General features: G+C 44.4%; 23 protein-coding genes, 1 tRNA gene and 1 riboswitch. Of the genes, 18 read left to right on the top strand and 6 right to left on the bottom strand.

The genetic code is table 11. The annotated features are described in order from the left end of the window. Positions 1-4: 4 nt before the first annotated feature. The 4 genes from SGLY_RS08945 to SGLY_RS08930 form a co-directional block, all read right to left on the bottom strand. On the bottom strand, positions 5-661 hold the full coding sequence (locus SGLY_RS08945) for a riboflavin synthase (protein WP_013624964.1): 657 nt from the start codon (positions 659-661) through the stop codon (positions 5-7). 19 nt (positions 662-680) lie between these two features. Further along, positions 681-1,787: a bifunctional diaminohydroxyphosphoribosylaminopyrimidine deaminase/5-amino-6-(5-phosphoribosylamino)uracil reductase RibD gene (gene ribD, locus SGLY_RS08940; RefSeq protein WP_041445283.1), complete on the bottom strand. Its 1,107-nt coding sequence runs from the start codon at positions 1,785-1,787 to the stop codon at positions 681-683. 94 nt (positions 1,788-1,881) lie between these two features. Further along, positions 1,882-1,996: riboswitch (FMN riboswitch) on the bottom strand. 105 nt (positions 1,997-2,101) lie between these two features. Further along, the gene (locus tag SGLY_RS08935; RefSeq protein WP_013624962.1) at positions 2,102-2,626 is read right to left on the bottom strand and encodes a GNAT family N-acetyltransferase; all 525 of its coding nucleotides are present in this window, start codon (positions 2,624-2,626) and stop codon (positions 2,102-2,104) included. A gap of 91 nt (positions 2,627-2,717) precedes the next feature. After that, a tRNA-Pro gene (locus SGLY_RS08930) sits at positions 2,718-2,794 on the bottom strand. Between the two features lie 132 nt (positions 2,795-2,926). Between SGLY_RS08930 and SGLY_RS08925 the strand changes: the two genes are divergently transcribed. The 3 genes from SGLY_RS08925 (at position 2,927) to SGLY_RS08915 (ending at position 6,463) form a co-directional block, all read left to right on the top strand. After that, on the top strand, positions 2,927-4,069 hold the full coding sequence (locus tag SGLY_RS08925; protein ID WP_013624961.1) for a sensor histidine kinase: 1,143 nt from the start codon (positions 2,927-2,929) through the stop codon (positions 4,067-4,069). Then, positions 4,062-4,700 carry a response regulator gene (locus tag SGLY_RS08920; RefSeq protein WP_013624960.1) on the top strand — a complete coding sequence of 213 codons (639 nt, stop codon included), beginning with the start codon at positions 4,062-4,064 and terminating at the stop codon, positions 4,698-4,700. Before SGLY_RS08925 ends, SGLY_RS08920 begins: the two co-directional genes overlap by 8 nt. A 98-nt stretch (positions 4,701-4,798) precedes the next feature. Beyond that, positions 4,799-6,463, top strand: coding sequence for an MBL fold metallo-hydrolase (locus SGLY_RS08915; protein ID WP_013624959.1), 1,665 nt, complete (start codon positions 4,799-4,801; stop codon positions 6,461-6,463). Between the two features lies 1 nt (position 6,464). Here the strand turns inward: SGLY_RS08915 and SGLY_RS08910 are convergent, their stop codons facing one another. Then, positions 6,465-7,055 carry an HD domain-containing protein gene (locus SGLY_RS08910; protein ID WP_013624958.1) on the bottom strand — a complete coding sequence of 197 codons (591 nt, stop codon included), beginning with the start codon at positions 7,053-7,055 and terminating at the stop codon, positions 6,465-6,467. Between the two features lie 176 nt (positions 7,056-7,231). Here SGLY_RS08910 and SGLY_RS08905 point away from each other — a divergent pair, with 176 nt between their 5' ends. The 4 genes from SGLY_RS08905 to SGLY_RS08890 all read left to right on the top strand — a co-directional run bounded on the left by SGLY_RS08905 (position 7,232) and on the right by SGLY_RS08890 (position 10,269). Then, complete coding sequence (locus SGLY_RS08905; protein ID WP_148228109.1) at positions 7,232-7,984, top strand: DnaD domain-containing protein; 753 nt, start codon at positions 7,232-7,234, stop codon at positions 7,982-7,984. 65 nt (positions 7,985-8,049) lie between these two features. Continuing rightward, the gene (locus SGLY_RS08900) at positions 8,050-8,775 is read left to right on the top strand and encodes an ATP-binding protein (RefSeq protein ID WP_013624956.1); all 726 of its coding nucleotides are present in this window, start codon (positions 8,050-8,052) and stop codon (positions 8,773-8,775) included. A 114-nt stretch (positions 8,776-8,889) separates the two neighbouring features. Continuing rightward, positions 8,890-9,444 carry a hypothetical protein gene (locus tag SGLY_RS08895; RefSeq protein ID WP_013624955.1) on the top strand — a complete coding sequence of 185 codons (555 nt, stop codon included), beginning with the start codon at positions 8,890-8,892 and terminating at the stop codon, positions 9,442-9,444. Positions 9,445-9,690: 246 nt separating this feature from the next. Then, on the top strand, positions 9,691-10,269 hold the full coding sequence (locus SGLY_RS08890; RefSeq protein WP_013624954.1) for an ANTAR domain-containing response regulator: 579 nt from the start codon (positions 9,691-9,693) through the stop codon (positions 10,267-10,269). A 76-nt stretch (positions 10,270-10,345) separates the two neighbouring features. Here the strand turns inward: SGLY_RS08890 and SGLY_RS08885 are convergent, their stop codons facing one another. After that, positions 10,346-13,060 carry a UPF0182 family membrane protein gene (locus SGLY_RS08885; protein WP_013624953.1) on the bottom strand — a complete coding sequence of 905 codons (2,715 nt, stop codon included), beginning with the start codon at positions 13,058-13,060 and terminating at the stop codon, positions 10,346-10,348. Positions 13,061-13,208: 148 nt separating this feature from the next. Here SGLY_RS08885 and trxB point away from each other — a divergent pair, with 148 nt between their 5' ends. The 11 genes from trxB to SGLY_RS08830 all read left to right on the top strand — a co-directional run bounded on the left by trxB (position 13,209) and on the right by SGLY_RS08830 (position 26,155). Next, entirely contained in the window at positions 13,209-14,126 is a 918-nt protein-coding gene (gene trxB / locus SGLY_RS08880; RefSeq protein WP_013624952.1) for a thioredoxin-disulfide reductase, read from the top strand. 11 nt (positions 14,127-14,137) lie between these two features. Then, the gene (locus tag SGLY_RS08875; protein ID WP_013624951.1) at positions 14,138-14,707 is read left to right on the top strand and encodes a rhomboid family intramembrane serine protease; all 570 of its coding nucleotides are present in this window, start codon (positions 14,138-14,140) and stop codon (positions 14,705-14,707) included. Between the two features lie 220 nt (positions 14,708-14,927). Continuing rightward, complete coding sequence (locus SGLY_RS08870; RefSeq protein ID WP_013624949.1) at positions 14,928-16,874, top strand: penicillin-binding protein; 1,947 nt, start codon at positions 14,928-14,930, stop codon at positions 16,872-16,874. Positions 16,875-16,944: 70 nt separating this feature from the next. After that, complete coding sequence (locus SGLY_RS08865) at positions 16,945-18,003, top strand: M20/M25/M40 family metallo-hydrolase (RefSeq protein WP_013624948.1); 1,059 nt, start codon at positions 16,945-16,947, stop codon at positions 18,001-18,003. Continuing rightward, complete coding sequence (locus SGLY_RS08860) at positions 17,994-19,040, top strand: M42 family metallopeptidase (protein ID WP_013624947.1); 1,047 nt, start codon at positions 17,994-17,996, stop codon at positions 19,038-19,040. Before SGLY_RS08865 ends, SGLY_RS08860 begins: the two co-directional genes overlap by 10 nt. Beyond that, positions 19,019-20,026, top strand: a complete 1,008-nt coding sequence (locus SGLY_RS08855; RefSeq protein WP_013624946.1) for a M20/M25/M40 family metallo-hydrolase — start codon at positions 19,019-19,021, stop codon at positions 20,024-20,026. The genes SGLY_RS08860 and SGLY_RS08855 overlap by 22 nt, the downstream gene beginning before the upstream one ends. After that, positions 20,023-20,775 (top strand): nickel pincer cofactor biosynthesis protein LarB, encoded by a 753-nt coding sequence (gene larB / locus SGLY_RS08850; protein ID WP_013624945.1) that lies wholly within the window; start codon positions 20,023-20,025, stop codon positions 20,773-20,775. The genes SGLY_RS08855 and larB overlap by 4 nt, the downstream gene beginning before the upstream one ends. A gap of 50 nt (positions 20,776-20,825) precedes the next feature. Further along, positions 20,826-22,052 carry a bifunctional cobalt-precorrin-7 (C(5))-methyltransferase/cobalt-precorrin-6B (C(15))-methyltransferase gene (locus SGLY_RS08845; protein WP_013624944.1) on the top strand — a complete coding sequence of 409 codons (1,227 nt, stop codon included), beginning with the start codon at positions 20,826-20,828 and terminating at the stop codon, positions 22,050-22,052. Positions 22,053-22,178: 126 nt separating this feature from the next. Beyond that, positions 22,179-23,192, top strand: coding sequence for a type I glyceraldehyde-3-phosphate dehydrogenase (gene gap / locus SGLY_RS08840; RefSeq protein ID WP_013624943.1), 1,014 nt, complete (start codon positions 22,179-22,181; stop codon positions 23,190-23,192). Between the two features lie 28 nt (positions 23,193-23,220). Beyond that, a complete protein-coding gene (gene pyk / locus SGLY_RS08835) occupies positions 23,221-24,948 on the top strand; it encodes a pyruvate kinase (RefSeq protein ID WP_013624942.1) in 1,728 nt (575 codons plus the stop codon). Positions 24,949-25,075: 127 nt separating this feature from the next. Beyond that, positions 25,076-26,155 carry a P-loop NTPase gene (locus SGLY_RS08830; protein ID WP_013624941.1) on the top strand — a complete coding sequence of 360 codons (1,080 nt, stop codon included), beginning with the start codon at positions 25,076-25,078 and terminating at the stop codon, positions 26,153-26,155. Position 26,156: the final 1 nt, after the last annotated feature.

The raw sequence follows: 26,156 nt of genomic DNA, 5'->3' as shown, positions 1-26,156 counted from the left end.
TCCTTTAAATAAAGCCAAACCTGGAGAGCTGTTCAAGTGTGATCCCTTGAGAGCCCCTCTGGTCCGGCGGTTCATCGGTTTTAAGAAACTTGGCGACATATTTTCCGATCAAATCGGTTTCCAGGTTAACCCTGGAGCCTGCTTTTTTATCATAGAGAGTTGTGTTTTGGAAAGTATGGGGGATAATCGAAATCGTGAAGTAATCCGTACCTGTTTCGACTACTGTGAGGGATATTCCGTCCACAGCCACCGAGCCCTTGGGGATTAAATAATGCATGATTGCCGGAGTTGTCTGAATCGAATAGACTTTAGCGATACCGACCTGTTTGACGGACCGCACCGTCCCGACACCGTCAACGTGTCCGCTGACCAGATGACCGCCTAACCGGGAACTCAGTCTTAAGGCTCTTTCCAAATTGACCCTGGACATGGGTTTCAGTTCTTGCAGGCCGGTTTTCTGAAGGGTCTCAGCCATGACATCAACCGTAAACAGCTTGTTGCCCATCCTGGTCACAGTCAGACAAACCCCATTGACCGCGATGCTGTCCCCCGGAACTGTACCTTCCAGCACTTTAGTTGCGTTAACGGTTAAGGCTGCTGATTCTCCGCCAATTTCAATGTTTTCTATCGAACCAAGTTCTTCAATCAGGCCAGTGAACATCTTCGTGTTCCTCCGTGCTTTATTGTTTTAAATAACCGGAAAGCAGAATATCTCCGGCAAATTCTTTCATTTCCATCTCCCTGATCATAACGGCATCGGCCATCGAATTTATACAAAACCCGGAAATGGGGGAGAAGCTGCTTTGCCCGATGATCTTGGGGGCAATAAATAAATTCACCTTATCAACAAGCTTTTCCGCAATCATCTGTCCGGCTAAAGTACCGCCGCCTTCCAGTAAAACACTCTGATAACCCTTTTCTAAAATATCCTGCATTAACGTTTTCAGCGGTACGTACCTTTCTTCGGAATAAACCCATACCTCAATATTGTTCCTGATCTTTTTTAATTTATCTATTTTTTTCGGAGATGCCGCCCGGGTAGTTGCAATAATTGTCGACCCTTCGGAAAGAGAGAGAAGCCTGGCTTCTTCTGGGATGGAAAGGGTGCCATCGACAATAAGTCTTACCGGGTGACGTCCTCCGGCTATCCGGCAGGTTAATTGAGGATTGTCTTGGAGAATGGTCTTACTGCCAACCATAATGACATCATAGCTGTTGCGCAGCTCATGAACATATTTACGGGAGAGGTCATTGGTGATCCACCGGGAATCACCGGTGCAGGAGGCTGTCTTGCCGTCAGCGGTGCTTGCGGATTTATACAAAACAAAAGGCAGGTTTGTTTTCATGGCTTTCACAAAGGGTTCGTTCAATTTAGCCGCTTCATTTTCCAGTAATCCCGTAAATACTTCAATTCCGGCAGCCCGCATTTTTTGAATTCCTTTTCCCCGGACAAGAGGATTGGGATCAACAAGAGCGACAAATACCCGCTTCACCCCAGCCTGAATCAAAGCGTCACAGCAGGGAGGAGTCCGGCCAAAGTGAGAGCAGGGTTCCAACGTCACATAGACATCCGCTCCGGAGGCTCTCTTTCCGGCCGCGGTCAAAGCGTGGACTTCAGCATGAGGAGTACCGGCCTTTTGATGGTATCCTTCGCCGATAATCAGACCATCTTTCACGATCAGGCAGCCTACCATGGGATTGGGGCTGGTCCGGCCCTCGGCCATCTCAGCAAGATCAAGCGCTCTTTGCATATAAAACTTATCTTGATCAGAAAAACCGGTTTGCATTTTAATCACCCTTAAATAAAAAAACTCGGAAATTTTAAATTCCGAGGGATTTTTCGACGCAAAAACAATTAATCCAATGTTCAACGACATCAGAAAACGTTTCTTCCCATCCAGACTTTAACTGTCGGCTTCGTAATTTCAACGAATCGGCCTTGCGGCTTGCGGGCTTTACCGCCGGTAAGGAATTGCACCTGTCCCCAGAAACTAAAATTGTCTAATTCAATTATTTATATTTTACTGCAATTGTACAATATTATCAATATTAATCAAAAACTTCGTCCGGGCAAAAAAGTCAAAAGGAGACCGTGAAAAAATTAAAACTTGCATTCTTCCTTGAGCAGACCAAAGACCAACTCATCCTGATATGCGCCGTCAACATAATAAGCGTCCCGGAGCCGGCCTTCCAGTTGAAAGCCCAGTTTTTGATAGCAGGAAGAAGCCCGGCTGTTGCCGGACCATGTTTTTATCGTGAGACGGTGTAAATTCCAGGAGTTGAACAGAAAAGCAATAAAGCTATGCAAAGCATCAGATCCATACCCCTTACTCCAATGGTCTTTTTCTCCTATGCCAATATAGAGTGAAGCGTTCCTGGAAGGGACATTGACTTCCCCGAAACCAATTGTGCCGATCATTGAATGATCGGCAATATCCAGGATTGCATATCTTTGCGGATCATCGTCATAGATCACCCTTTCTATCTCCTCCCGGCGCAGAAGAGTACGCAAGGGCCAGCCGCCGGTAAGCCAGTGAGAAAATTCTCCGTCGTTAAACCAGGTATAAAGAATATCCAAATCATCAGTTTCCAAGGGCCTGATGATTGTTTTCCGGCCTTTCAGCATGATCTCAGCACCTTTCCGGATACTTTATCAAATATGAAAATGAAGTTTGACAAAGTCAAACTTCTCCTCTTCCAAATGAACTGTAATTCAATGGTCGGGGCGACGTGATTCGAACACGCGACCTCTTGGTCCCGAACCAAGCACGCTACCAAACTGCGCTACGCCCCGTCAAGTCAAAATAAATCATAGCAAACAGGTTATTCTATGTCAAGAGGATCAATTTTTTCAGTATAGTAGGAAAAAGCAAAATAGTGTCGAATTACTATTGGGAATTCAGAATAATTGTTCGGAGTGTCGGAAATGGAACGGTTAAACGCGGCTTTCGAAGCAACCCTAAAAGCAGTTGAGAATGGAAAAGAAGAAATATTTAATATTGCGGAAACCACAAGGCTGGAGTTTCAACATTTAAACAAAGAATTGGACTATTTAAAAGTGGAAATTTCGGAAACAATTAAAAATGTTGACGCTCAGCAGAAAAAAGAAAAGCAGCTCAGACAGGTTCTTATGGAAACCAGCCTCAATTACAAGAGATATACGGAAAAGCAAATGATGGAAGTGTATATTGAAGCAAAAAATTCCCAGATCGATCTTCAATTGATCCAGGAAAAGGAACTCCAATTAAGACACCGCAGAGATGAATTGGAGCGTTCTCTTAAGAATCTTGATCATACGGTTGAACGGGCCGATAATCTGATGAATCAAGTCAGCCTTGCCATTTCCCTGTTAAAACAGGGGATTTCTGATATGAACACTCTATATCACAATGATGTTCGCAAAGAAATCGCTTTGCGGATTATTAAGGTTCAGGATGAAGAGCGCAAGAGAATCGCCAGAGAAGTTCATGACGGGCCTGCGCAAAACCTTGCCAATATTATTTTGCGTTTGGAAATTGCCGAAAAACTATTGGAGATCGATCAGGAAAAGGTAAAAAAAGAGATTCAGGATTTAAATCATTTAGTCCGTTCCAATCTGAAAGACATGAGGCGCATTATTTTTGATTTACGGCCAATTGATATGGAGGATACTGATTTTATTGAAACGGTCAGGAATTATATGATTAAATATGAGAAGATGTATGGGATTCAGGCAAAACTTGAGTTGACGGGAGATTCGAAAAATTTTAATCATTCTTTATCTATCCCGATATTCAGAATTATTCAGGAAGGCATGACAAATGTGGCTAAGCACGCCTCTTCCACTATGTGTAAAGTTTCTCTTGGTTTTTTACGGGACAGGCTTGACGCCAAAATCATTGATGATGGAATAGGATTTAGTCCGGATGACTTTTGGAAAGATCCGGGGGAACATTTCGGATTGGTTGGCATGAGAGAACGAGTTGAAATGTATTCGGGACAGTTGTCTATTCTATCCTCTGCCGGTAATGGTACCCAGTATTCTTTCGTCATACCGTATCACAGCAAAGGGGGGCGGGAAAATGATTAAAGTGGTGATCGCTGATGACCATCCTTTACTCAGGGAAGGATTGCGGCGCATCTTAGAATTTGAACCGGGAATTCAGGTTGTAACAGAAGTAGGGGATGGGCAAGGGGCGATTAATATTGCCCGCAGCTTAACCTTTGATATCCTGCTTATGGATTTAAATATGCCTGGAATGAATGGGCTGGAGGCATGCAGGGTCATTCGCCGGGAACGTCCTGAAATCGGCATTATCGTCCTGACTGTGGATGATTCCGACGAGAAAGTCTTTCAGGTTCTGCAAACCGGGGTAGCCGGCTATCTTTTAAAAGATGTTTTTCCCAAAACTCTCGTCAATTCTATTCGTAAGGTCTACTCCGGGGAACCCATCTTGGCTCCCTCCGTAACCGGCAAATTGCTCGGCCAGATTTCTACTCCGTCCAAAAATAAAAACAGCTTTGGTTTAAGCAAACGGGAAATGGAAATTTTGCGGGCCGTGGCCAGGGGATCATCAAATAAAGAAATCGGTATTTCTCTATATATCAGTGAAAAAACCGTTAAAAACCATTTATCCAATATTTTTCGAAAGCTTGAGGTTGAAGACCGGACTCAGGCCGCAATCAAAGCGGTCAAACTTAATCTTGTTCATTTGGAATGACAGGATCAAGCAGGAAACATAATATAATATCAGGCTAGATAAGAAAAAGAATAAAACAATTCAGGCCGACAAACCCATAAACATTTATGGAGGAAGATATGAAAATCAATTTTTTTGGAGCGTCAGGCACGGTTACCGGATCTTGTTATTTAGTGGAAGCTTCCGGCTTCCGTATTTTGATTGATTGCGGGATGTTTCAGGGGTCCAAAATTATCAAGGAATTAAACTATGGTGACTTTCCCTTTGATCCTCTGTCCATTGATGCAGTAATTCTGACCCATGCCCATATTGATCATTCCGGACTTATTCCGAAGCTCATCAAAAGCGGCTATAATGGGAAAGTCTATGCCACACCGGCCACGAAAGCCTTTTGTGAAGTCATGCTGCCGGACAGCGGTCATATTCAGGAAATGGAAATCGAAAGGAAAAACAGAAAGAGAGTTCGGGCTGGCTTGCTTCCTCTTGCCCCAATTTATACTGCCGAACAGGGCTTGGCTGCCCTTAACTCCTTTTTATCTGTTCCGTATCACCAGAATGTGGTCTTAGGGGACGGTGCGGAGTTTGAATTTTATGACGCCGGACATATTTTAGGTTCCTCGTATGTCATGCTGAAAATCACCGAGGGTGATGGGGTTAAAAAAATCTTGTTTTCCGGTGATATCGGTTCGTCTGATCAACCCTATATTGAAAATCCCAGCAAGGTCGGCGGGGCAGATGTTGTCATTATGGAAACCACTTATGGTGACCGGATGCATACGGAAAAACCGCAGCGCCTGGAAAGGTTTGCCCAGATTATTCAAGATGCCTTTGCCCGGGGAGATCATATCATCATCCCGGCATTTGCTGTTGAGAGGACTCAGGATCTCCTGTATTACCTCAAAGACCTTCAGGACAAGAAAATGATCCCTGTTATCCCGATTTATGTTGACAGCCCCCTGGCTGTGGCCGCAACAAAGATTTTCAACAGGCATCCGGATGTCTTTGATGATGAAACGACAGAGAAAATCGATCAGGGCAATAATCCTTTAGTCATGAAAAATCTTCATTTTAGTGTGACCACAGATGATTCCATCAGGCTGAATAATTTGCAGGAAAGGGCGATCATTATCTCGGCCAGCGGCATGGCTGACGCCGGCAGGATCAAACATCACTTGAAACATAACCTGTGGAAAGAAAATACAACCGTCATTTTCGTCGGTTATCAGGCGGAAGGAACTTTAGGCCGAAGACTTGTCGACGGTGCGGAAGAGGTGACCATCCACGGGGAAACGATCACCGTAAAAGCGAATATTGTGCAGCTCATGGGTTTTTCTTCACATGCCGATCAACGTGAGCTCCTGGACTGGGTGGAATACGCCGGAAAAGACGCTGAAGAGATTATTCTGGTGCATGGGGAACGAGAATCTTTAGATGGATTTTCTTTATTACTGCAAGAAAAATTGAATAAACAACCGCTCATTCCGGAATTGGGAGAAAGCATTGAGTTTAAAGACGGCCAAATTATTTGCGTTAAGCCGGACAAACCGTGGCTTAAAGTGATGGAAGAAAGACTGTCTGAAATTGAAGATGAAAAACTGAAGCCTTTTGTCGCCAGAAAAGCCCCCGTGAAGAAAAAAGTCCTCGTTGCAAGAGCCAACCAGCTTTATTCCGGGCTCAGAAGAAAGCTCAGAATTGCGATGGATAAGAAAAGAAATGAAGAAAGCTATGAGGTATTGATCGAAACCCTCAAAGAAATATCGAATATGCTTGACTCGATAAAATAAACTATACCCAGGCATACTCGGAGGTCTGTTTTCTGATTCCGCCCAAAAAGCGCATCATTTCCTCCCGTCTTTTTAAGGCTATTCTTTTCCCGTTTTTGGTCGAAACCTTTTTGGGCAGGGCATCTGCAAATGTCTGGACACGGGCAATGGCTTCTTCGGGAGTCTCAATCAATTCATCATGACCGATCAAAGAAAAGATCTTCATTATGCCGATATTGCCGATACTGTCTAAGATATTGGCATCACGAAGATAGATGGCTTCTTCCGTTCCCTGCGGCTCTGAATAATACATGTGGGATTCGATTGCATCCAGAACTTTGTTGAGCTTGCTCTGTTCATAAGAATATTTTTTCAGGATATTTGAGGCAATTCCTTTCGATCTAAGGACATGATCAATGTTTGGCAGGGCATAACCGGGGTATTTTCCGATGTCATGCAGCATACAGGCAAGATACAGGATCTCTTCGTCAAGGGTGTATTGTTGGGCCAATTCTTTCGCCAGATAAAAAACCCTTTGGCAGTGTTTCCAGCCAAGCGCGGGATGTGCTCCTGAATTCATGATTAATTTCATGATATCCTGATTAAGATCCATTCCAGACACCACCTTCTTTTTAAACATAAAAATACGCTAAAGCTCCTGAAAAAACCTCCCTGTAAATGGAAAGAATATCGATGTTGTTCGATAAAAAAATTATTATTACGTTTCTTTTAGAATATTTCTGATTATAGTTCTCTTTTTTTGCGAAGATGAGCTAATATATTTATGAGGTGGTTTTTTTGGATAAAAAGTTTTATGGCGGCTTTCTCCAGTCGTTTACCTTTTCAGGCGGAATATCCGTACCGGAATATTTATTGGATCATTATTTTGAACTGGGTATTACGCCCGGGGAAATGATGCTGATTATCCACCTGCTGGCGGAGAAAGACCATCAACCCGGAGATCTGGAGCTGATCGGGAATATCAGCAGAAAAATGAATACCCCCGTTGCTGAAATCGAAAGTATGATTGAGCACTTGGCGCAGATGAACCTCGTTGTGAGAGTAAAAAACAGTACGGCAAAACATACAAAATATGATTTTGAAGGGCTGATTGACCAGCTGTTTGAAATATGGGGAATTAACAAGTTTAAACAGCTTGCTGAGAAAAAAGGGGCAAAGGTCCAAATTAACAAAGAAACTGATTTGAGCATGCAAAAAATCACCACAGTGTTTGAACATGAAATAGGCCGGCCTTTGACCGGTTTTGAGTGTGAACATATTGAAAAATGGCTGACGGCCTCTTTTTCTCAAGAGTTGATTATTGAGGCTCTTCGGAGGGGCGTGAGTGCCGGGATCAGGAATTTCAGATATCTGGACTCGATATTGCGGGAGTGGGAAAAAAAGGGGTTGAAAACCTTGCCTGAGGTTCAGGCTGAGGACGAGTATTTTCAATCCAAGCAGAGCAAAAATAAAACAGAGCGGCCGGCAGGTAAAAAGAATACTGGGAAGAATAAAAGCAAGTATGACAATATTTATCTCTAAAGCGGTTCCCTGACATCGCGGTTTTCAGATTGGTAAAGGAACCATGGTTAAGGAGTTGTTTCAAATTGACGGATTTCTATCAATGTGCAAAATGTTTGGATAGGGGAATTGTTGTGGAGGGAGACACCGCAATCCCTTGCACCTGCATGCTGCAAAAAAGATTGGATAATTCTTTTAAATACGCCCGTTTATCTAAGGATCTCCTGGGCTGCGATTTCCGACAATTTAATCTGGACTATTATCAGGATCCCAATGATCCGGAAAAAATCCACTTGCATCATGCTGAGAAGGCTTTGCAGGCAGCCAGGGCTTTCGCCGGAAACCTGCTTAATCATAAAAATGAAACCGGTCTGTTGCTCACCGGTCCGGTCGGTTCCGGAAAAACATTTCTGGCGGCCGCGATTGCCAATAATCTGGTCGCCAACCGGATTAACCTGCTGTTCCTGGTCGTTCCCGACATGCTTGATGAGTTGAGGGCTTCTTTTTCCAAAAACACGGCGAGTGAAATTGACCTGCTTGATATTGCCAGAACGGTTCCCGTTCTGATCCTGGATGACCTTGGGGCTCATAACTATACGGAGTGGACAAAAAACAGGATTTATTCCATTCTGAATTACCGTATGAATGAACAATTGCCGACAGTGATCACCAGTAATTTGGACTTCGGAGATATTGAAGTCTATTTAGGAGACAGGACATGTTCCAGATTGCTGCAAATGTGCCGGGTCTTCAAATTAACGATAGAAACAGATATCCGCTACCAAAAATATCAAAAAAGAGAAGGAAAATAAATTTCATTGCAATTGGATAAAAAATAATTTATAAGAATTTGCCAAAACTATGCATGGTCATTTCAGGACATGCATAGTTTTTTTATAAAGATAAAAATGTGGAGGCGAATAAGTATGACAACATTTGTTACTCTAAAACGCAGATATGTCCTTTATGGTGCCCTGGTTCTTTTAGTTGCCTTTGCGGGAACTGTTGGAATAAGCATCTGGAAAGTCAGTCAGGCAGATGCGGTAGCGGAAAAGATTGAACCTGAATTAAAAATAGTGAGCCTTGACTTTCAGCCCAACATGGAACTTCGCGATGTTACATACGGCAGCGAGGTCTTTAAAGGGCAACAGGTGCTTAAAGCGGATAAGTTCGGAGTATCCGCAATTATCCAAAACACAACAAACAAAACCATGACAAATATTCCCATAAAATTTGATCTATCTTTAACAGATCAAAAAGACAAAAAAGCCAGCAAATTAGGGAATATTCCTACTTTAGAGCCAGGGAAGACCGCCAAAGTTACCTTTGAGAATGTTAAAGCGCTTGGAGACGCCAAAGGCAAAAGCGCAACCGCAGGCCAGCATGAATTGATCATCAGTATCAGCTCCAATCCTGCCGGGGCCGTCACTCAAAACACCGAAGCCAAAACTCTGTTTAATGTTGATTCTTCGATAAAATGAGCATTAATCTCAAAAACCAATAAAATAGAAAACAGGACAGGGGAAAGAGCAAAGTCATCCTCTTGATATTGACAGCAAAATACGCGTATATTCAGAGGCCGAAAAAACCATATGATGATAAAACAAAGAAGCATTGCATAATCAGAAATTTTTATGTATGATGCTTCTTTTGTTTTATCAGATCAGATAGTATAATAATATAATTGAATTGTAAATTGTGTCATTATGATCTTTTTGGAGATATCTATGAATAGAGCGTTTCTGGTTTTAAAAGAAAAATTAATTCAGGAGATCAATCCTGTACTGCCGCTTGTTAATTATCAGACCATATCCAAAACGGAAAACGGGATTGAAGCCCTGCGCATTGCCCAAAGGCTTGAACCTAATCTGATCATCTGCAGTTGGGACATTCAGGGGATTTCAGCTTTGGATCTGGTGCAAAACCTGATTCAAGCCAATCTTTGTCCGGTCATTCTTGTTTTAGAGCAGAAAGATCAAAACAGTCTTCAGTATGCCGTCAAGACAGGCGTCCATCAAATCATTACAGCGCCCATTCGGGCTGTAGACATCATTGCAGGGGTCGTTCAGGCCGAGCACAGATATCATACGGAACTCATGCACAGGGACGAAATCAGAAAACTCAATGATGAAGTGACAACAAGGAAAATATTATATCAAGCCATCTTAAAACTGATTCCGTTGGGCTTGGAAGAAGAAGCGGCCTATGCCTTGATCAGAAAGCAGGCCATGACCACCCGCAAGTCCATTCGCTCTGTTGCCGTAAGCATCGTTAAGGGTTTATGGCTGCCTACCGAAGAAAAATGAAACTCTGAGAATTTTGGTCTATTCTCAGAGTTTTCTGATTGAGCGCAAGCATTGTCTGAAAGAGATTCTTAGGCTCTTACTCAGTCTGATTTGCCGTATCCAACTGTTTTTCCAGCTGGTCTAAAATGGTTCGTATTTGGTCAAGCTGCTGCTTGATGGTATCCAGATCCTGGCTGGGCGAAGTGGTTTCCGGGACAGACTCATTTTTAGGTTCAACCGTCGTTACCGGTTCAGTCTCGCCTAAGACACCCTGAATTGCCTTATCCAGCGTTTCTTCCATCACGACTTTGTCACCCAGTACGGCAACAATTCTTTTCATCTCTGGAATGCTTCCACTGGTATTGGATTGCAGATAAACAGGTTCGATAAACAGGAAATTACCGGCAAAGGGAAGGGCCAGCAGATTTCCTCTAATCACACTGGAGCCTTTTTGATTCCAGAGGGCCAGTTGTTTAGAAATCTCGGGGTCTTGGTCGATTCTGGATTCCACCTGAAACGGACCGTCAATTTGAATGGTTTTAGGGAGCTTGTAAAGGACCAGTTTTCCATAATAATCACCATCCGATCTGGCCGCCAGCCACGAAATCATATTATTGCGAACATTGGTTTCGCTTGAAGCGGGGGTAAAAGGCTGCATCAATATGAACTCCGCTTTGCTCTCGTCGGGGAGCTTCATGATGACATAGTAAGGATCGACACTCTCCGTTTGGGTGTTGGACACTTCTTTGGCCAGATCCCAGGCATCCTCTTTGTTATAAAATACTCTCGGGTTTGTCATATGAAAATGATTCAGCATCTGGCACTGCATCTTAAACATCGTTTCCGGATAACGCAAATGGGCTTTTAAAGAGGACGGCATATCGGCCAGATCTTTAAAGACCCCCGGAAAGATTTTTTTGTAAGTGGCAAGCACCGGATCTTCTTGATCAACAGAATAAAAATCGACCGTACCGTCATAAGCATCAACGATGACTTTGACCGAATTGCGGATATAATTGATATTCTGGTCACTGCTGGATGTGGAATAGGGGATCGTTCTGGCGGTGGTATAGCCATCAATGAACCATTTAATCCTGCCATTGTCAATCACCGCATAGGGATCCCCGTCATACTTGATAAAAGGCATCAGTTTATTGACTCGTTCCACAATATTGCGGTGAAGCAGAATTCTGCTTTGGGATGTTATTTCCTGGGCCAGATAGAATCTGGCCGTAGTCTGAGAGAGGGAGAGCATCAGTTTATTGAAGGGGGTAAAGGTTATACCGGTTCGGCCTGCGTAATTATTCTCGGCATTTTCACTTCCCTGGGGATAATCAAATTCCTTAACCAGAGTATTGACCACAACCCAGTTATTGGTCAGTTCACCGTAATAAATTCGGGGTTCTTCCAGACTCAACGGGGTAAAATCGGTTTGAGGCGGAATGTTTTGGACAGCGAAAGCCGGAAGCCCCTTTGACGTCACCTCATTGGCAAAAGAAGCCGTCAGTCCGAACCCGTGGGTATATTTGAACCTTGTGTTTACAAAAGTCTGGGCTTTCTCATCCAGATCAGCAGTGGAAATTTCCCGTAAAGAAAGCATGATTTGTCTGTTCTGTCCATTGATCTTGTACCTATCGACATCGATGTCATTATATTTATAATACAGCCGGATTCCCTGTTCTTGGGTATACGCCTTGAGCAGAGGACGGGTATCGTTGATTCGGATGTTTGCCAGGGTTTCCGCCTCTCCTTTCAAACCGTCTGCTGTCACCTCGGCATTCCCGGCATAATCTCTTTCTTCGATTTTATCCAAACCATAACCATATCGTGTCATTTGGATTTCATTCGCTAAATAAGGGGCCTCCTTTTCCAGCTCATTGGGCACGACCAGAAAAGACTGAAATGCCGAAGGAAGAATTCCATATAAAACGAGGGACAAGACGACGACCAACGGCACCGGAACAGAAAGAAAGCGGGCGTCTTTCAGGAAATAAGCCAGTACGGATAAAAGCGAGCATAATAAACAGATCCCGATGAGGATTTTAAGAACGGGGACAGTGACATGGATATCGGTATACCCGGCACCGATCACGTGACCTTCCTGGGAATAAACCAGACTGTAAATACTGATATAATAACCGAAAGCTTTCAGGGTAAAAAGAACGGTCAGAAGGATGGCCATATGTTTCCGGGCCGTGGGATTTACCGATACAGAATTTCTTTTCCAAAATTTGAAGGAATGAATCCTGAACACTTTGGTCAAAAAGTAGAAAGAAGCGGTTGCTATGGTCAGGAGCACTAAAGGCGGAAAGAACGCGTTATAGATGGTTACCAGGAAAGGCAGTCTGAAAACAAAAAAACTGAAGTCTTTGCCAAAAATGGGATCGGTTAAATAAAAGTCCGAGGAATTGATAAAGGCCAGGACATCCAGCCAGCCGGTAAAACCAACAATAAAGCTGATAATAAAACTGATGATTGCGGCTAAAACTAAGAGAAAAACAGTGATTTGTTTTGAATTCAAATAGAAGGATGGAGTGCCCATATCTTCGACCAGACGCAGGCGTTTCCGCAAATTTTCGTTATAGTAAGTCAGTATGGCATGCCTGCTTGAAAGAAGCGTGATCGATAAAAGAATGAAAAGAATTGTCCCATTGATGATCTGAATCACTGCTTTGCTTAACACGGGAGTCCAAAATAAATCGGCATATCCTAAATCGGAGAACCACAGCCAGTCCTCGTAAAAGCCGCTCGCCGCTTTAAGTATTCCCAAAAACAGGGCCAGTAGGATAAATATTCGTAAAACTACTTTCAAATTTATGATCCTCCTTGTATTTGCACATTAAATAGATTAATGTAAAATATATCTCTAAAGAATTATGATAATATTATTCTTTTTAGATGGAGAAAACCCTTTCAGACTAAAAAATAATAAGAGATCTTATGCTAAAGGAGAGATACTGATGTATGACCTTCTCATTGTAGGGAGCGGGCCGGCAGGCTTGACAGCAGCAATTTATGGGGCAAGGGGCGGTTTGAAGACAGCCGTTCTTGAATCGATGATGCCCGGTGGACAGGCCGCCTTAACGGAAAAAATAGACAACTATCCCGGGTTTCCCGATGGAATCTCCGGCTATGAGCTGATGAATACGTTCCATCGTCAGGCCCTTAATCAAGGAGCGGAATTCCTTTTCGAAGCGGCGACCGGCTTTGATTTCACAGGAGACACCAAAAAGGTGATTACAGATAAGCAGGTCTATGAAGCAAAGGCGATCATCATTTGTGCGGGATCAAAACCGCGTTTTCTTGGTGTGCCGGGGGAGGAAAAATTTCATGGTCGGGGGGTCTCCTATTGCGCAACCTGCGATGGGGCGTTTTATAAAGAAAAGCAGGTAGCGGTAGTCGGAGGAGGCAATGCCGCTCTGGAAGAAGGGGTCTACCTGACTAAATTTGCTTCCAAAGTCACAATTATTCACCGCAGAGATGAATTTAACGCTGCCCATACGGCACTTGAGCATGCCCGAAATAATCCCAAAATATCTTTTATCCTGGACTCGGTGATTCAATCAATCGAAGGGACGGATAAAGTAGAAAAGATTGTGGTCCGTAACCTCAAAAATGAAGAACTCCAAGAGATCAATGTGGACGGCGTATTTATTTACATCGGCTCTCAACCAAATTCTCAGTTTGCCAGGAAGTACTTTACAACCAATGACACAGGTTATATGATGACTGATGAATTCCTGCGCAGCAATGTCGATGGCGTATTTGCAGCGGGCGATATCAGAAATACTCCTTTGCGCCAGGTCGCAACCGCTGTCGGAGACGGAGCCCTGGCCGCCGTTGAGGCAGAAAAATATATTTCTCGCAAATTTAAATAGGGAACAGCAAGATGATCAATAAAAATCGTACTAAGAGTATTGTAACCAATACTTTCCTGATTATGAACATCCTCGTCTTTCTTGTGATGACTCTGGCGGGCGGCACAACAAACCAAGTCGTGCTGGTGATTTTCGGCGCCAAGGTGAACCAATTAATCGATTTAGGTCAATATTGGCGTTTATTGACTTCTATTTTTATTCACATTGGCATTGTCCATCTATTATTGAATTCCTATGCCTTAATTGCTGTCGGCCAAATATCGGAGGCCGTCTTCGGTCACTTGAAGTTTGCACTGCTTTATTTGCTGAGCGGCATCGGCGGAGCAACCGCCAGCTATTTATTCAGTGAAGCAATCTCAGCCGGAGCCTCAGGGGCAATCTTTGGCTTGCTGGGAGCCTTGGTTTCTTACGGCTGGAAAAATGCCGGAATGTGGCGCAGCGGATTAATTGCCAATCTTCTTTTTGTGATCGGATTCAATATCCTTTTTGGTTTAATCACCACGGGAATTGATAATTACGCCCATATCGGGGGAATGCTGACCGGCTTGATTATCGGAATCATTTATCGTCAACAGAGATGACATTTATTTCATCGAATTGTTTAACCAATATAGGAGAGAATATGAATGAGCTCACGAGAGATCTTAGCAAGGTGGTTTTATTATCTGCCATCGATAGTTAGGATTGACGTGGGCTTATATTTATCAGGCAAGCCGTACGAATACTATTTAATTTGGGAAAGAAACTCGCTATAATTGTATTTGGAAAGATTTTTCACATCAATAGGGAAAGGTTATTTGTTTGGTGAAAAAAACGAACAATAAAACAAAATTTACCAGAGAAACGCTCATCTATATTTTTGTCTTCACTGTCTTTTTGCTGATCATCGGTAAACTCTTTTTACTGCAGGTGATCCATGCGGATGAGTTGAGAGCCAAAGGTCTGGATATGAAATCAAATCTTCAGGAACCGATTATTGAAAGAGGAACAATATATGATTTTCAGCATAATATTTTGGCCAAAAGCATAGAAACAAAAGATGTCTATGCCGACACCAAAAACATGAATGAGCTTCTGCCTAAACGGAAAGACGGCCTGACCAAGGATACGATTGCCGCCCAGCTGGCGCCGCTGCTTGGAAAATCAAGTGATGAAATTCTGGCATTGCTGCATAAAGACAGCTATTACATCGTTTTAACAAAAAATATTGATTTAGATCATGCCCAGAAAATTAAACAATTGGGTTTTCCGGGGATCAATTTTTCTGATTCCTATAAAAGGGTCTATCCGATGGGAAATACGGCTTCATCAGTATTAGGCATTGTCGATGCCACCGGTCATGGGATTGAGGGTGTGGAAAAGACAGCCGATCAAGACCTTCTCAATGTTTTAGACGATGAAAACAGAGGAAACAATATTGTCCTGACCATAGATTCCACGATTCAATATCTTCTTGAGCAGGAACTGGACGGCATCGTGGGAGAGTACAGCCCTAAACGGACGACAATACTTGCCATGGACCCCATGACCGGTAAAATTCTTGGTATGGGTTCAAGGCCGACCTTTGATCCCAACGATTATCGAAACACTAAAAATGAAGACAGAAAAAACCTTGGTGTCAGTATGATCTATGAGCCGGGTTCCACCTTTAAAATTATTACAGGATCAATTGGTCTGGAAGAGAATATTATCTCCCCTGAAGAGAAGTTTGACGATCCCGGATACCTGAATGTAGGATCCCGTACCATTACCAATTGGGATTCAGACCGCAAACCTCACGGTCTGATTACATTTTCGGATGGGATGAGATTATCTTCTAATGTGGTTCTTGCCTTGGCCGGACAGAAAATAGGCAAAGAGACCTTCTATACCTATTTGAAATCTTTTGGGTTCGGTACGAAAACGAAAGTGGATTTAAGCGGGGAAGAACAAGGTTTATTGATTGATCAGAGCAGAGTCAAGGATCTGGAGCTTTCCACCATGGCTTTTGGCCAGGCAAATCTGGTTACCCCGGTTCAATTGTTGACAGCGATTTCTTCCGTTGCCAACGGCGGTACTTTATATCAACCCTATGTAATTGACCGGGTTCTTTCAACTGAGGGAAAAATCCTCAAACAAAACGAACCGAAAACTGTCCGGAAAATTTTATCTCCAAAAACCTGCCGGGAAATGAATGATATTCTGGTCAATGTCGTTGAAAACGGCACAGGAGCATCCACCAAGATCGAAGGGATTAAAGTCGCCGGTAAAACGGGTACGGCCCAAAAAATCGATCCCGTAACTTTAGCTTATTCCGAAACAGATAAAATTGCTTCCTTTGTTGCTTATGCCCCTGCAGATAATCCGAAGATTGCAGTGCTTGCCATTTTAGATACCCCGAAAGGCGATTTTGTCCAGGGCGGGGTTATGGCAGGACCGCATGTCAAAAAAATTCTTGAGGGTGCTTTGCAATACTATGGAATACCAGTTTCCTCGGATACCCCCAGTGATGTGAATAATTTCCTTGAAGGAGAAGCGACAAGGCCCCAGCCTAAAACCGTTACACCTGAAAGAGAGCCTGTAAACGGGGAAGTCATGATACCGGATCTGACTGGCTTGACAATCAGGAAAGTCGGAGAAGAACTGGGCAAATTAGAGCTCCGCTATAAATTCCAGGGAAGCGGAACCGTTACAAAGCAATTTCCGGAACCGGGGAAGATCGTGAATAAAGGTGATTGTGTGGAAGTCGTTTTTAGTGGCCAAACATAATCTATGGCGTTAAACACTATACTATTAAAGCATCACACTTGATCAATACGGTAAGAGAAGGGATACACCGATGAATCATGAAAACTTTGCTGAAGAGATATTATTTAAGCTTGCCGATTGCAGCGCAATATCCGGTTTTGAGCAAAAAAGCCTTTCTGCTTTGCAATCCGTATTTGCCTCTCTGGCGGCAGAAGCTGCCCGGGACCCTATGGGGAATACGACCTTTCTGAAAAAAGGCGGGGCCGGCCGGGGAAAAATCATGCTGGCGGCTCATTTTGATGAAATAGGCTTGATGATTACCGGGATGGATGAGAGGGGAATCTTAACCTTTACGCCGGTTGGCGGAATCGATCATAAAACCTTGCTGAATCAGACGGTGATCGTTCATGGCAGAAGGGATCTCAAAGGAATCATCTGTTATGAACCGAGATCCCTTCTGCGGGAAACAGAAAGAAATATTGCTGTGCCCAGCTCCAGAATGGGGATTGATCTTGGCTTGCCTGCAGCTAAAGTCCGGGAACTGATCCGGCCCGGAGACATCGTTTCGATAGAAGGCAGGAATTTACGGCTTCTAAACGGCCTGGCCAGCGGGAAGGCCTTTGATAACCGGGCAGGCATCACGGCGATGGCTGTTTGCTTACGGGAATTAACCAGGCTAAGACATGCACATGATGTTTATGCCGTAGCTACAGTTCAAGAGGAAGTCGGATTGCGGGGCGCCGCCGTAAGTTCCCATCAAATCGAACCGGATATCGCCTTTATCCTGGATGTTACTCATGCCCAAACAACAGACAGCAAGGATAAGGTCAAAGTTGCACTGGGTAAAGGGCCGGTCATTGCTCTGGGCCCGAATATCCACAGCGGTTTACTGCGCTATGTACGGACCTGCGCCAAGGATCATAGAATTCCGGTTCAGCTTGATCCGACACCCCGGGCAACAGGCACGGATGCCCGGGTCATCCAGCTGACCGGAGCAGGAATACCGACTGCGCTGCTGAGCGTTCCTCTGCGTTACATGCACTCCTCCATTGAGACGATTTCCTTATCGGATATCGTTTCCTGCGGAATTTTGCTGGCCCAACTGATTGCCAATCTACCTGAAGACCTGGAGGAAATCTTATGCTTTTAAAAGAATTATGTTCTCTTTCCGGGGTGTCCGGTGATGAAACAGCAGTCCGCAATTATCTCCAAGACTATCTGAAAGATGTTGTTGATTCCTTGTCTGTCGATAAAATGGGCAATTTGATTGCTGTCAAAAACGGTACATCAACATCTGCCCCCACGATTTTATTGTCCGCTCATATGGATGAAGTCGGTTTTATGATCACCGACATCACTGCCGATGGCTATTTGAAATTCGAACCGATCGGAGGAATAGATGAACGGATCTTAATCTCCAAACCGGTTCTGATCAACCGCAAAACATACGGAGTGATCGGGATTAAGGCGATTCATCTCCAAAAAATGGATGAACGCAGAAAGGTCTTCACTTCAGAACAGCTCTATATCGACATTGGAGCCGGATCAAAAGAAGATGCTGAAAAAGCCGTCAGCCTGGGAGATTATGCCTGCTTTGCCTCTGATTATTTCGATCATGAGGACAGCATTTCAGCAAAATCTCTGGATGACAGGGCAGGTTGCTCAATTATTGCCCGAATCTTACAAGATCGTTATGACTGCACGATTATGGCTGTTTTTACCGTTCAGGAAGAGATCGGCTTGCGCGGGTCCAAAGTGATCAGCAACTGGGTAAAGGCTGATCTGGCCCTGTTGCTTGAAAGCACGGGAGCGGCAGATTTCTTAAGTATAGAAGAAGAGGATTGGGTTGTCAGCCTGGGCAAAGGTCCGGCTTTATCCATCATGGACCAGACAACGATTTATGACCGGGGATTATTTCACCATTTGATCAAGACGGCAGAGCACCATGCTATCCCTTATCAGATCCGGCAGGGAACACAAGCCGGCAACGACTCGGGCAATATCCATCTGGCCGGTGAAGGGATCAGAACAATGGCCGTCAGCATTCCCTGCCGGTATATCCATGCGGCTAACTCAATGATCAATAAAAATGACTACGAAAATTGTTATGCTTTAATCCATCAATTTCTTCAGAACATCAAAAACAATAACTGGGAGGAATCTGAATGCGCGAAAAAATCACTTTAGATTACTCAGTGTTAAACAAATTGACCCAGTCCTTCGGCCCTTCCGGTCGTGAGGAAAGCATTCGCCGGTTACTCATCTCCCTGGTCAAAGATCACTGTGACGAAATCATCTGTGACCGGCTGGGGAATCTGATTGTCCACAAAAAAGGTCCGGGGAAAAAGGTACTGGTTGCCGTCCATATGGATGAAATCGGGCTCATAATTACCAATGTGGATCCAAAAGGTTTTCTCCGGTATTCGGCTGTCGGGGGACTAAGATCCAGGGATTTGGTTCATACCAGAGTCAGGTTTGAAAACGACGTTTATGGTATGATTTCTAAGGAAACCGATATTTACGGAGAAAAAAAACTCGAGAAATATTATATCGATTCCCCGGCCATCGAGGCTTGCTCTCAAGACCTGATTGGAGAAATGGCTGTCTTGTTCGGACCATACAATGAAAGCAAGGACAGGGTGATTGCCAAGTCCCTGGACAACCGGGCGGGATGTTTTGCGGCTGTCGAGGTTCTCAAACAGATTCAGTCCAGGGATGATTTATATGTTGTGTTTACGGTCCAGGAGGAGGTTGGAACCAGAGGGGCGAAGATCGCCGCCAATGTCCTGCAGCCGGATCTGGCTATTGTTTTGGATGCCACAATAGCCGATGATTTTCCGGAAAATAAGAACTGCACGATTGCGTTAGGCAAGGGCTGCGGGATCAAAGTCATGGACCGTTCAATCATCATTTCCCCGGAAATCAGGGAATGGATCGCGGGAATTGCCCGGGAAAAGCAGATTCCCTTTCAGTGGGAAATCCTCGATAAGGGGGGCACCGATTCCGGACCGATTCACCTGGCTCATGGAGGCATCCTGACCGGCGGAATCAGCATTCCCATCAGACACATTCATACTCCGGGAGAAATCGCTGATAAAAATGACATTCAGGCTGCGGCTGATCTCCTTTATGCCCTGCTGAATACATCTGAGGCGAGTGAAAGAAAAACATGAACGAAGAAATATTGCGCGTATTGCTGGAACAAATCAACAGCGGTTTGCTTTCAGTAGAAACCGGGATCAATCAAATAAAGGAAATGTACTATTCTGATCTTGATTTTGCGAAGGTAGATATCCAGCGTCAGGACCGCTGCGGTTTTTCGGAAGTCATCTACTGTCAGGGCAAGACAACTGCTCAGGTGGTGGCTATTGCCCGCAAATTAAATGAACATTCGCGAGGGAATATTCTGGCCACAAGAGCAAATCATGAGGTCTACCTGGCTGTTTGTGCAGAGATCAGTACAGCGGAGTATAATGAATTGGCCCAAACTATTGTCATCAAAAAAGGTCCGCAAAAATCAACAGGACATATTCTGGTGATTTCCGCCGGGACCTCAGATATCCCGGTAGCGGAAGAGGCGGCAGTCACTGCTGAGACCATGGGCAACGATGTTACGAGGGTTTACGATACCGGAGTTGCCGGTCTGCACCGCTTATTGGCCCAGACAGACAAATTGAACAGTGCCAGAGTGATTATCGCGGTGGCCGGTATGGAAGGAGCTTTGCCCAGTGTCATCGGAGGTCTGGTGAATAAGCCTGTGATTGCTGTTCCGACAAGCGTCGGTTATGGAGCAAACTTCGGAGGTTTGTCTGCTCTTCTGACCATGCTGAACAGCTGTTCGGCCGGTATTGGGGTAGTGAATATTGACAATGGCTTTGGAGCCGGTTTTTTAGCTTCCTTGATTAATCATCCACAGTGCTAAGAAAAACGAATCAATTTGGTTATCATCAGCAGAGGAGGATAAACAATTTCATGTTACATATAATAGGAATGGGGCCGGGAGAAAAACACTGGCTGCCGCCAATCATTGAAGAAGTTGTTGAAACTTGTGATCTGCTTCTGGGAAATGCCAAGTACCGCAATGTATTCAGTCATAAACCCAAAGCAAAATATATTTTTTCCGGCAGCCCGGTTCAAACCATCGAACTGCTGAAAAACAACATCGGCAATTATCGGGAAATTGGTTTGCTTGTCTCGGGAGACCCGGGGTTTTTTGGCCTCATTCCACTGGTGAAAGAAGAATTTCCCGATCAAGAAATGACCGTCTATCCGGGAATCAGCACACTGCAAATGATGTTCGCCCGGGCAGGGATACCATGGAACAATGCCGTCTATATTGATCTCGAAAGTAAAAATATCTCGGCGATTCCGCGAACCTTGTTTGATCCGATAGCTGTTTTAATCAGCGAAGAGTACACTGCTCAGGACGTTGCTCAATTATTTATTGACAGAGGAATGAACCCGGATATTTCTCTGGGAAATTCTTTAGGTACCGCCAAAGAATTTTTTGCTACGATGAATGCCGTTAAATTGATCAGGTATCCCAAGTTGATCCGGGACTGTACTTTGATTGTCCATCCTAACCCGCCTGACAATGCCGGTCAGCCTATGGGCCTTAGAATCGGGATACCCGATAAGGAATTTATCCGGGGGGAAGCTCCGATGACCAAAGCGGAAATCAGGGTTCAAATTCTGGCCAAAGCCCAAATTTCCTTATGTGATTATGTTTTGGATGTCGGGTCCGGGACCGGGAGCATCAGTATCGAAGCGGCTGCGATCGCCAATCAGGGCAAGGTTTTTGCCATTGAGAATAATGCCGAGGCTCAGCAGCTGATCAATGCCAACATGCGCAAATTTGCCGTATCAAACCTCAAACTGGTTTCCGGGACAGCCCCCGAAGTATTCTCCAAAATCCCGGTGGTCAATGTTTGCATTATTAATGGAACCAAAGGCCGTCTCAAGGAAGTTCTGGAAGAGCTGCCTTTAGTGGAGGGAGGAAGACTGGTCATCGCGGCGATCAGTTTGGAAAAGGTCTCCAAGAGCTTAGAATTGCTTTATACATTGGACTATGAAGACATCGAGGTTATTTCTTTGCAAGCCGCCCGGTGGCAGGTGATAAACGGCTTTCATCTCCCTCAGTCTCTGAATCCGGTATTTATTTTATCCGCTAAAAAGAAAACGACAGGATACACTTTGTAAAAAACCTAAAAATGCACTGTAAGATACCTATAATCTTAAAATCCAGGAATTATAGGGAGGATTCTCTTTCTTTGTACAGAATAATAATGAAGACAGCGAAGAATATATTATTTTCGGGAGGATATTATGACAGTACGTATTGGTATTAATGGATTTGGCAGAATTGGCAGACTAACCCTGCGAGCAGCTTTGGAATCAAAAGGTGAAATTGAAGTCGTAGCAATTAATGACCTTGGAGACCCAGGAACATTAGCCCACTTATTTAAATATGATTCTATCCACGGCATTTTGCCATATCCTGTCGAAGTCGAAGATGACATCATGAAAGTAGAAAAAAACAAGGTCAAAATATTAGCCGAAAAAGCTCCTGAAAGCCTGCCTTGGAAAGAACTGGGCGTAGATATTGTGATTGAGTCCACCGGTCGCTTTACTTCCCGGGAAGGAGCAGCCCTGCATCTGAAAGCAGGGGCAAAGAAAGTTATTATTTCCGCTCCCGCCAAAAAAGAAGACATCACGATTGTTATGGGGGTCAATGAAGATCAATATAACCCTCAGGAGCATCATATTATTTCCAACGCCTCCTGCACCACAAATTGCCTGGCTCCTGTCATCAAAGTTTTACATGAAGAATTCGGAATTGAACAGGGAATGATGACAACGACACATTCTGTCACCAATGACCAGAGAATTTTGGACTTGCCGCACTCTGATCTGCGCAGGGCAAGAGCGGCTTTTCAATCCATGATTCCGACTACTACAGGCGCGGCAAAGGCGGTCACGTTAGTCATACCCGAACTGGAAGGAAAGCTTACCGGTCTTGCGGTGCGGGTGCCGACCCCCAATGTTTCCCTTGTTGATTTTGTCTGCAATCTTTCTCAGGCAACAACCAAAGAAGAAGTGAATGCCAGGTTTAAGGAAGCCGCTAACGGTAAACTCAAAGGTATTCTCGATTACAATGAGCTTCCATTGGTCTCCCATGACTATAACGGCAACCCGAACAGCTCTATCGTAGACGGCCTTTCGACCATGCTTCTGGGGGACAAGATGCTGAAAGTCCTGGCCTGGTATGATAATGAATGGGGCTATTCCAACAGAGTGGTTGATTTAATCAACTATATCATTTCCAGGGGCATTGAATAGTGAGCAATATTGAAAGCAGGTTGAACTTATGCGGAGAACAAAGATTATATGCACAATAGGTCCTGCCAGTGAATCACCGGAAATGGTCCAAAAACTCTTATCCGCCGGGATGAACGTGGCCAGGCTGAACTTCTCGCATGGTACACATGAAGAGCACGGTCGGAGAATCAAGGTTCTCAAGGAAGAAGCAGCCAAAGCAGGCGTTAGTCTTGCGATCCTCCTGGATACCAAAGGACCGGAAATCAGAACCGGAATCGTTCCTGAAAAAGGTATTGAGCTGGTCAAGGGAGCCAAATTTATCCTGGATACTTCCCGGGAGTTGGGTTCTTCTGAAAGGGTATCGATCAGCTATGCCAGCCTCTGGCAGGAAGTAAAAACCGGAACACATATCCTGGTTGATGACGGCCTGATTGATTTGGAAGTTATCCATATTGCGGAAGAAAAAATCGAAACCAGAGTCTGCAATGGCGGTTTTTTGAAATCCCAAAAAGGGGTTAACGCTCCCGGAGTAAACGTGCAGCTGCCTGCTCTCACGTCTAAAGATGTCGAAGATATTATCTTTGGTTTGGCAAATGAAATCGACTTCATTGCCGCTTCCTTTGCCAGGAAAGCCACCGATATCCTGGAAGTCCGGAGAATCGTAGAGGAAGCAGGGGCAAACGTAAGGATTATTGCTAAAATCGAAAACAGGGAAGGCTTAAATAACCTTGAAGAAATCCTTGAGGTCTCTGACGGCATCATGATCGCCAGAGGAGATTTAGGTGTAGAGATCCCCGTAGAAGAAGTTCCCATTCACCAAAAAAATATTATTGCCCTTTGTAATGAGATCGGCAAACCGGTTGTCGTCGCTACCCAGATGCTGGATTCTATGATCAGACAGCCAAGACCAACCAGAGCGGAAGCTAGCGATGTGGCCAATGCGATTCTGGACGGTGCCGATGGGATCATGCTTTCGGGGGAAACGGCAGCCGGAAGTTATCCTTTAGAAGCGGTAAAGACGATGGATAAGATCGCTAAACAAACGGAGCAAATTCTTTTCAAAAGCAACAATACCACATTTAAAATCCAAAATATCGCCGAAGGAATAGGGCATGCCAGCAATACCATTGCAACAGATTTAAATGCCACAGCAATCATTACTCCGACCCATTCCGGCATTACCCCCCGGATGATTTCCCGTTTCAGGCCCAAGGCTCTGATTATTGCGGCTACTCCTTTTGAAGCAACAGCCAGGAGTCTTGCCTTAAATTGGGGAGTGCACACCATGCTTGTTCCAATCAGTCATGAAACTGATGAGCTGCTGACGATTGCCGTAACAGGCGCTTTAACCCGTGACTTGGTCAAAGCAGGCGATATTGTTGTCCTGACAGCCGGAGTACCGGTTGGAAAAACAGGCACCACAAATATGATCAAAGTTCAGGTTGTCGGAAATGTTTTAGCCAGAGGGACCGGTATCGGCAAAAGATTGCTTTCAGGTACGGCCCGTACACAACAGGATATTGAACAGTTTAATCAGGGCGATATTCTGATTGCTTCTTATACCGATTCTGAGGTCAATCCCTTTTTAGCCAAAGCGGGAGCCCTGGTCGTGGAAGAAGGCGGATTGACTTCTTACGCCGCCATCGCGGCTTTGCAGTATGGGATCCCGGCCATTGTAGGTGCTGAGAACGCCCTGTCAAAGATCCGCGAAGGCCAGTCGATTACTGTTGACGCTTATGCCGGTGTTGTCTATGAAGGGATCGTCAATATCATCTGAACATGATTTTCCGAGCCCTTATTTTAGGGTTCTTTTTTTTAATTGTCTTTATTTTAAGAAGGTAACTGGATTATAATGTAGAAAAACCTAATTTGAGTTAAACAGTTTACCTACCGGGAGGAATAGTATGCAGCTGGAATTTAAGATCGGTCAGAGGCTTTCTTTTACTACAAATTCTGCATTGTATAATGACATCTATGAATCTGAAATAGTGGGGATATTTCCTGACAGGATTGAACTGGCCATTGCACTGCATAAGGGGTACTTGCTCCTCATTCCTATCGGTACGCAAATTAAGTGGTTAAATCCCGCATTAGAGAATTATTGTTCTGAAACAGTATCCCGAACTCCGGCCCAGCAGAGCTGGAGTGTCACGATACCCAAACTCATTCAGCGGGAAAGAAAGTCAAGGGTGATTGCCGTTGGCAGCGGGAAAGGAGGAGTAGGTAAAACTTCCTTTTCCATTAACCTGGCTTTAGCTTTTGCCAAGCTGGGACTGAGAACAGTCGTTCTCGATGCGGATGTCGGGATGGCGAATGTGGAAGTTCTGCTCAAACTCAATAATGCGAAAAATCTCACAAATGTCATCAATGGGGATTGTACTCTCATGGACATCCTCACCCAAGGGCCGGGAGGGATTAAAGTACTGCCCGGTTCAAGCGGCATCTCATCCTTAACGAACTTAAATGCCTTACAATTTAACCGGATTTTTTCCGGCTTTGTGAGCCTGGAAAATCAATGTGATATTTTAATCATTGATACCGGGGCGGGAATATCGGAACTTGTATTAAAGTTTTTAGAATCTGCCGATAATTTACTCCTGATCACAACAACAGAGCCTCATGCCATGATGGATACCTATTCACTCACGAAAGCCTTGGCCTACAGGAATCAAGAAATTCAACCCAACCTGATTTTTAACAGATGTGATTCTGAACATGAAGCGATGAAATGCTATGAAATCTTTCATCAGGCTTCTTCAAAGTTTCTGAAGCTCAAGCCTGAGCTTTTAGGTTGGATCATTGAAGACAAAAGAGTGACCAAGTCTCTAAAGAGCCAGGAACCTATCCTGTTGACCAACCCGACGGCCGAATATTCCCAGCAGGCTTTCCAGATCGCCAATCGATTATTGGGAAATAAGGTCACACTGGAAAAACCGACAGGAATAAGATCGTTTATTAATAAAATTAAAAAGAATTTTATTTAAT

The organism is Syntrophobotulus glycolicus DSM 8271, from assembly GCF_000190635.1.
GTDB classification, from domain to species: Bacteria; Bacillota; Desulfitobacteriia; order Desulfitobacteriales; family Syntrophobotulaceae; genus Syntrophobotulus; species Syntrophobotulus glycolicus.
This window is presented reverse-complemented; position numbering and strand designations above follow the sequence as displayed.

What these genes read in the sequence shown, in the direction of transcription:
- SGLY_RS08935 (WP_013624962.1), bottom strand. Translation starts at nt 2,626, where the DNA reads ATGCTGAAAGGCCGGAAAACAATCATCAGGCCCTTGGAAACTGATGAT.
- pyk (WP_013624942.1), top strand. Translation starts at nt 23,221, where the DNA reads ATGCGGAGAACAAAGATTATATGCACAATAGGTCCTGCCAGTGAATCA.
- gap (WP_013624943.1), top strand. Translation starts at nt 22,179, where the DNA reads ATGACAGTACGTATTGGTATTAATGGATTTGGCAGAATTGGCAGACTA.
- SGLY_RS08875 (WP_013624951.1), top strand. Translation starts at nt 14,138, where the DNA reads ATGATCAATAAAAATCGTACTAAGAGTATTGTAACCAATACTTTCCTG.
- SGLY_RS08855 (WP_013624946.1), top strand. Translation starts at nt 19,019, where the DNA reads ATGCGCGAAAAAATCACTTTAGATTACTCAGTGTTAAACAAATTGACC.
- SGLY_RS08845 (WP_013624944.1), top strand. Translation starts at nt 20,826, where the DNA reads ATGTTACATATAATAGGAATGGGGCCGGGAGAAAAACACTGGCTGCCG.
- SGLY_RS08945 (WP_013624964.1), bottom strand. Translation starts at nt 661, where the DNA reads ATGTTCACTGGCCTGATTGAAGAACTTGGTTCGATAGAAAACATTGAA.
- SGLY_RS08830 (WP_013624941.1), top strand. Translation starts at nt 25,076, where the DNA reads ATGCAGCTGGAATTTAAGATCGGTCAGAGGCTTTCTTTTACTACAAAT.
- SGLY_RS08890 (WP_013624954.1), top strand. Translation starts at nt 9,691, where the DNA reads ATGAATAGAGCGTTTCTGGTTTTAAAAGAAAAATTAATTCAGGAGATC.
- ribD (WP_041445283.1), bottom strand. Translation starts at nt 1,787, where the DNA reads ATGCAAACCGGTTTTTCTGATCAAGATAAGTTTTATATGCAAAGAGCG.
- SGLY_RS08915 (WP_013624959.1), top strand. Translation starts at nt 4,799, where the DNA reads ATGAAAATCAATTTTTTTGGAGCGTCAGGCACGGTTACCGGATCTTGT.
- SGLY_RS08920 (WP_013624960.1), top strand. Translation starts at nt 4,062, where the DNA reads ATGATTAAAGTGGTGATCGCTGATGACCATCCTTTACTCAGGGAAGGA.
- trxB (WP_013624952.1), top strand. Translation starts at nt 13,209, where the DNA reads ATGTATGACCTTCTCATTGTAGGGAGCGGGCCGGCAGGCTTGACAGCA.
- SGLY_RS08925 (WP_013624961.1), top strand. Translation starts at nt 2,927, where the DNA reads ATGGAACGGTTAAACGCGGCTTTCGAAGCAACCCTAAAAGCAGTTGAG.
- SGLY_RS08895 (WP_013624955.1), top strand. Translation starts at nt 8,890, where the DNA reads ATGACAACATTTGTTACTCTAAAACGCAGATATGTCCTTTATGGTGCC.
- SGLY_RS08860 (WP_013624947.1), top strand. Translation starts at nt 17,994, where the DNA reads ATGCTTTTAAAAGAATTATGTTCTCTTTCCGGGGTGTCCGGTGATGAA.
- SGLY_RS08910 (WP_013624958.1), bottom strand. Translation starts at nt 7,055, where the DNA reads ATGGATCTTAATCAGGATATCATGAAATTAATCATGAATTCAGGAGCA.
- larB (WP_013624945.1), top strand. Translation starts at nt 20,023, where the DNA reads ATGAACGAAGAAATATTGCGCGTATTGCTGGAACAAATCAACAGCGGT.
- SGLY_RS08865 (WP_013624948.1), top strand. Translation starts at nt 16,945, where the DNA reads ATGAATCATGAAAACTTTGCTGAAGAGATATTATTTAAGCTTGCCGAT.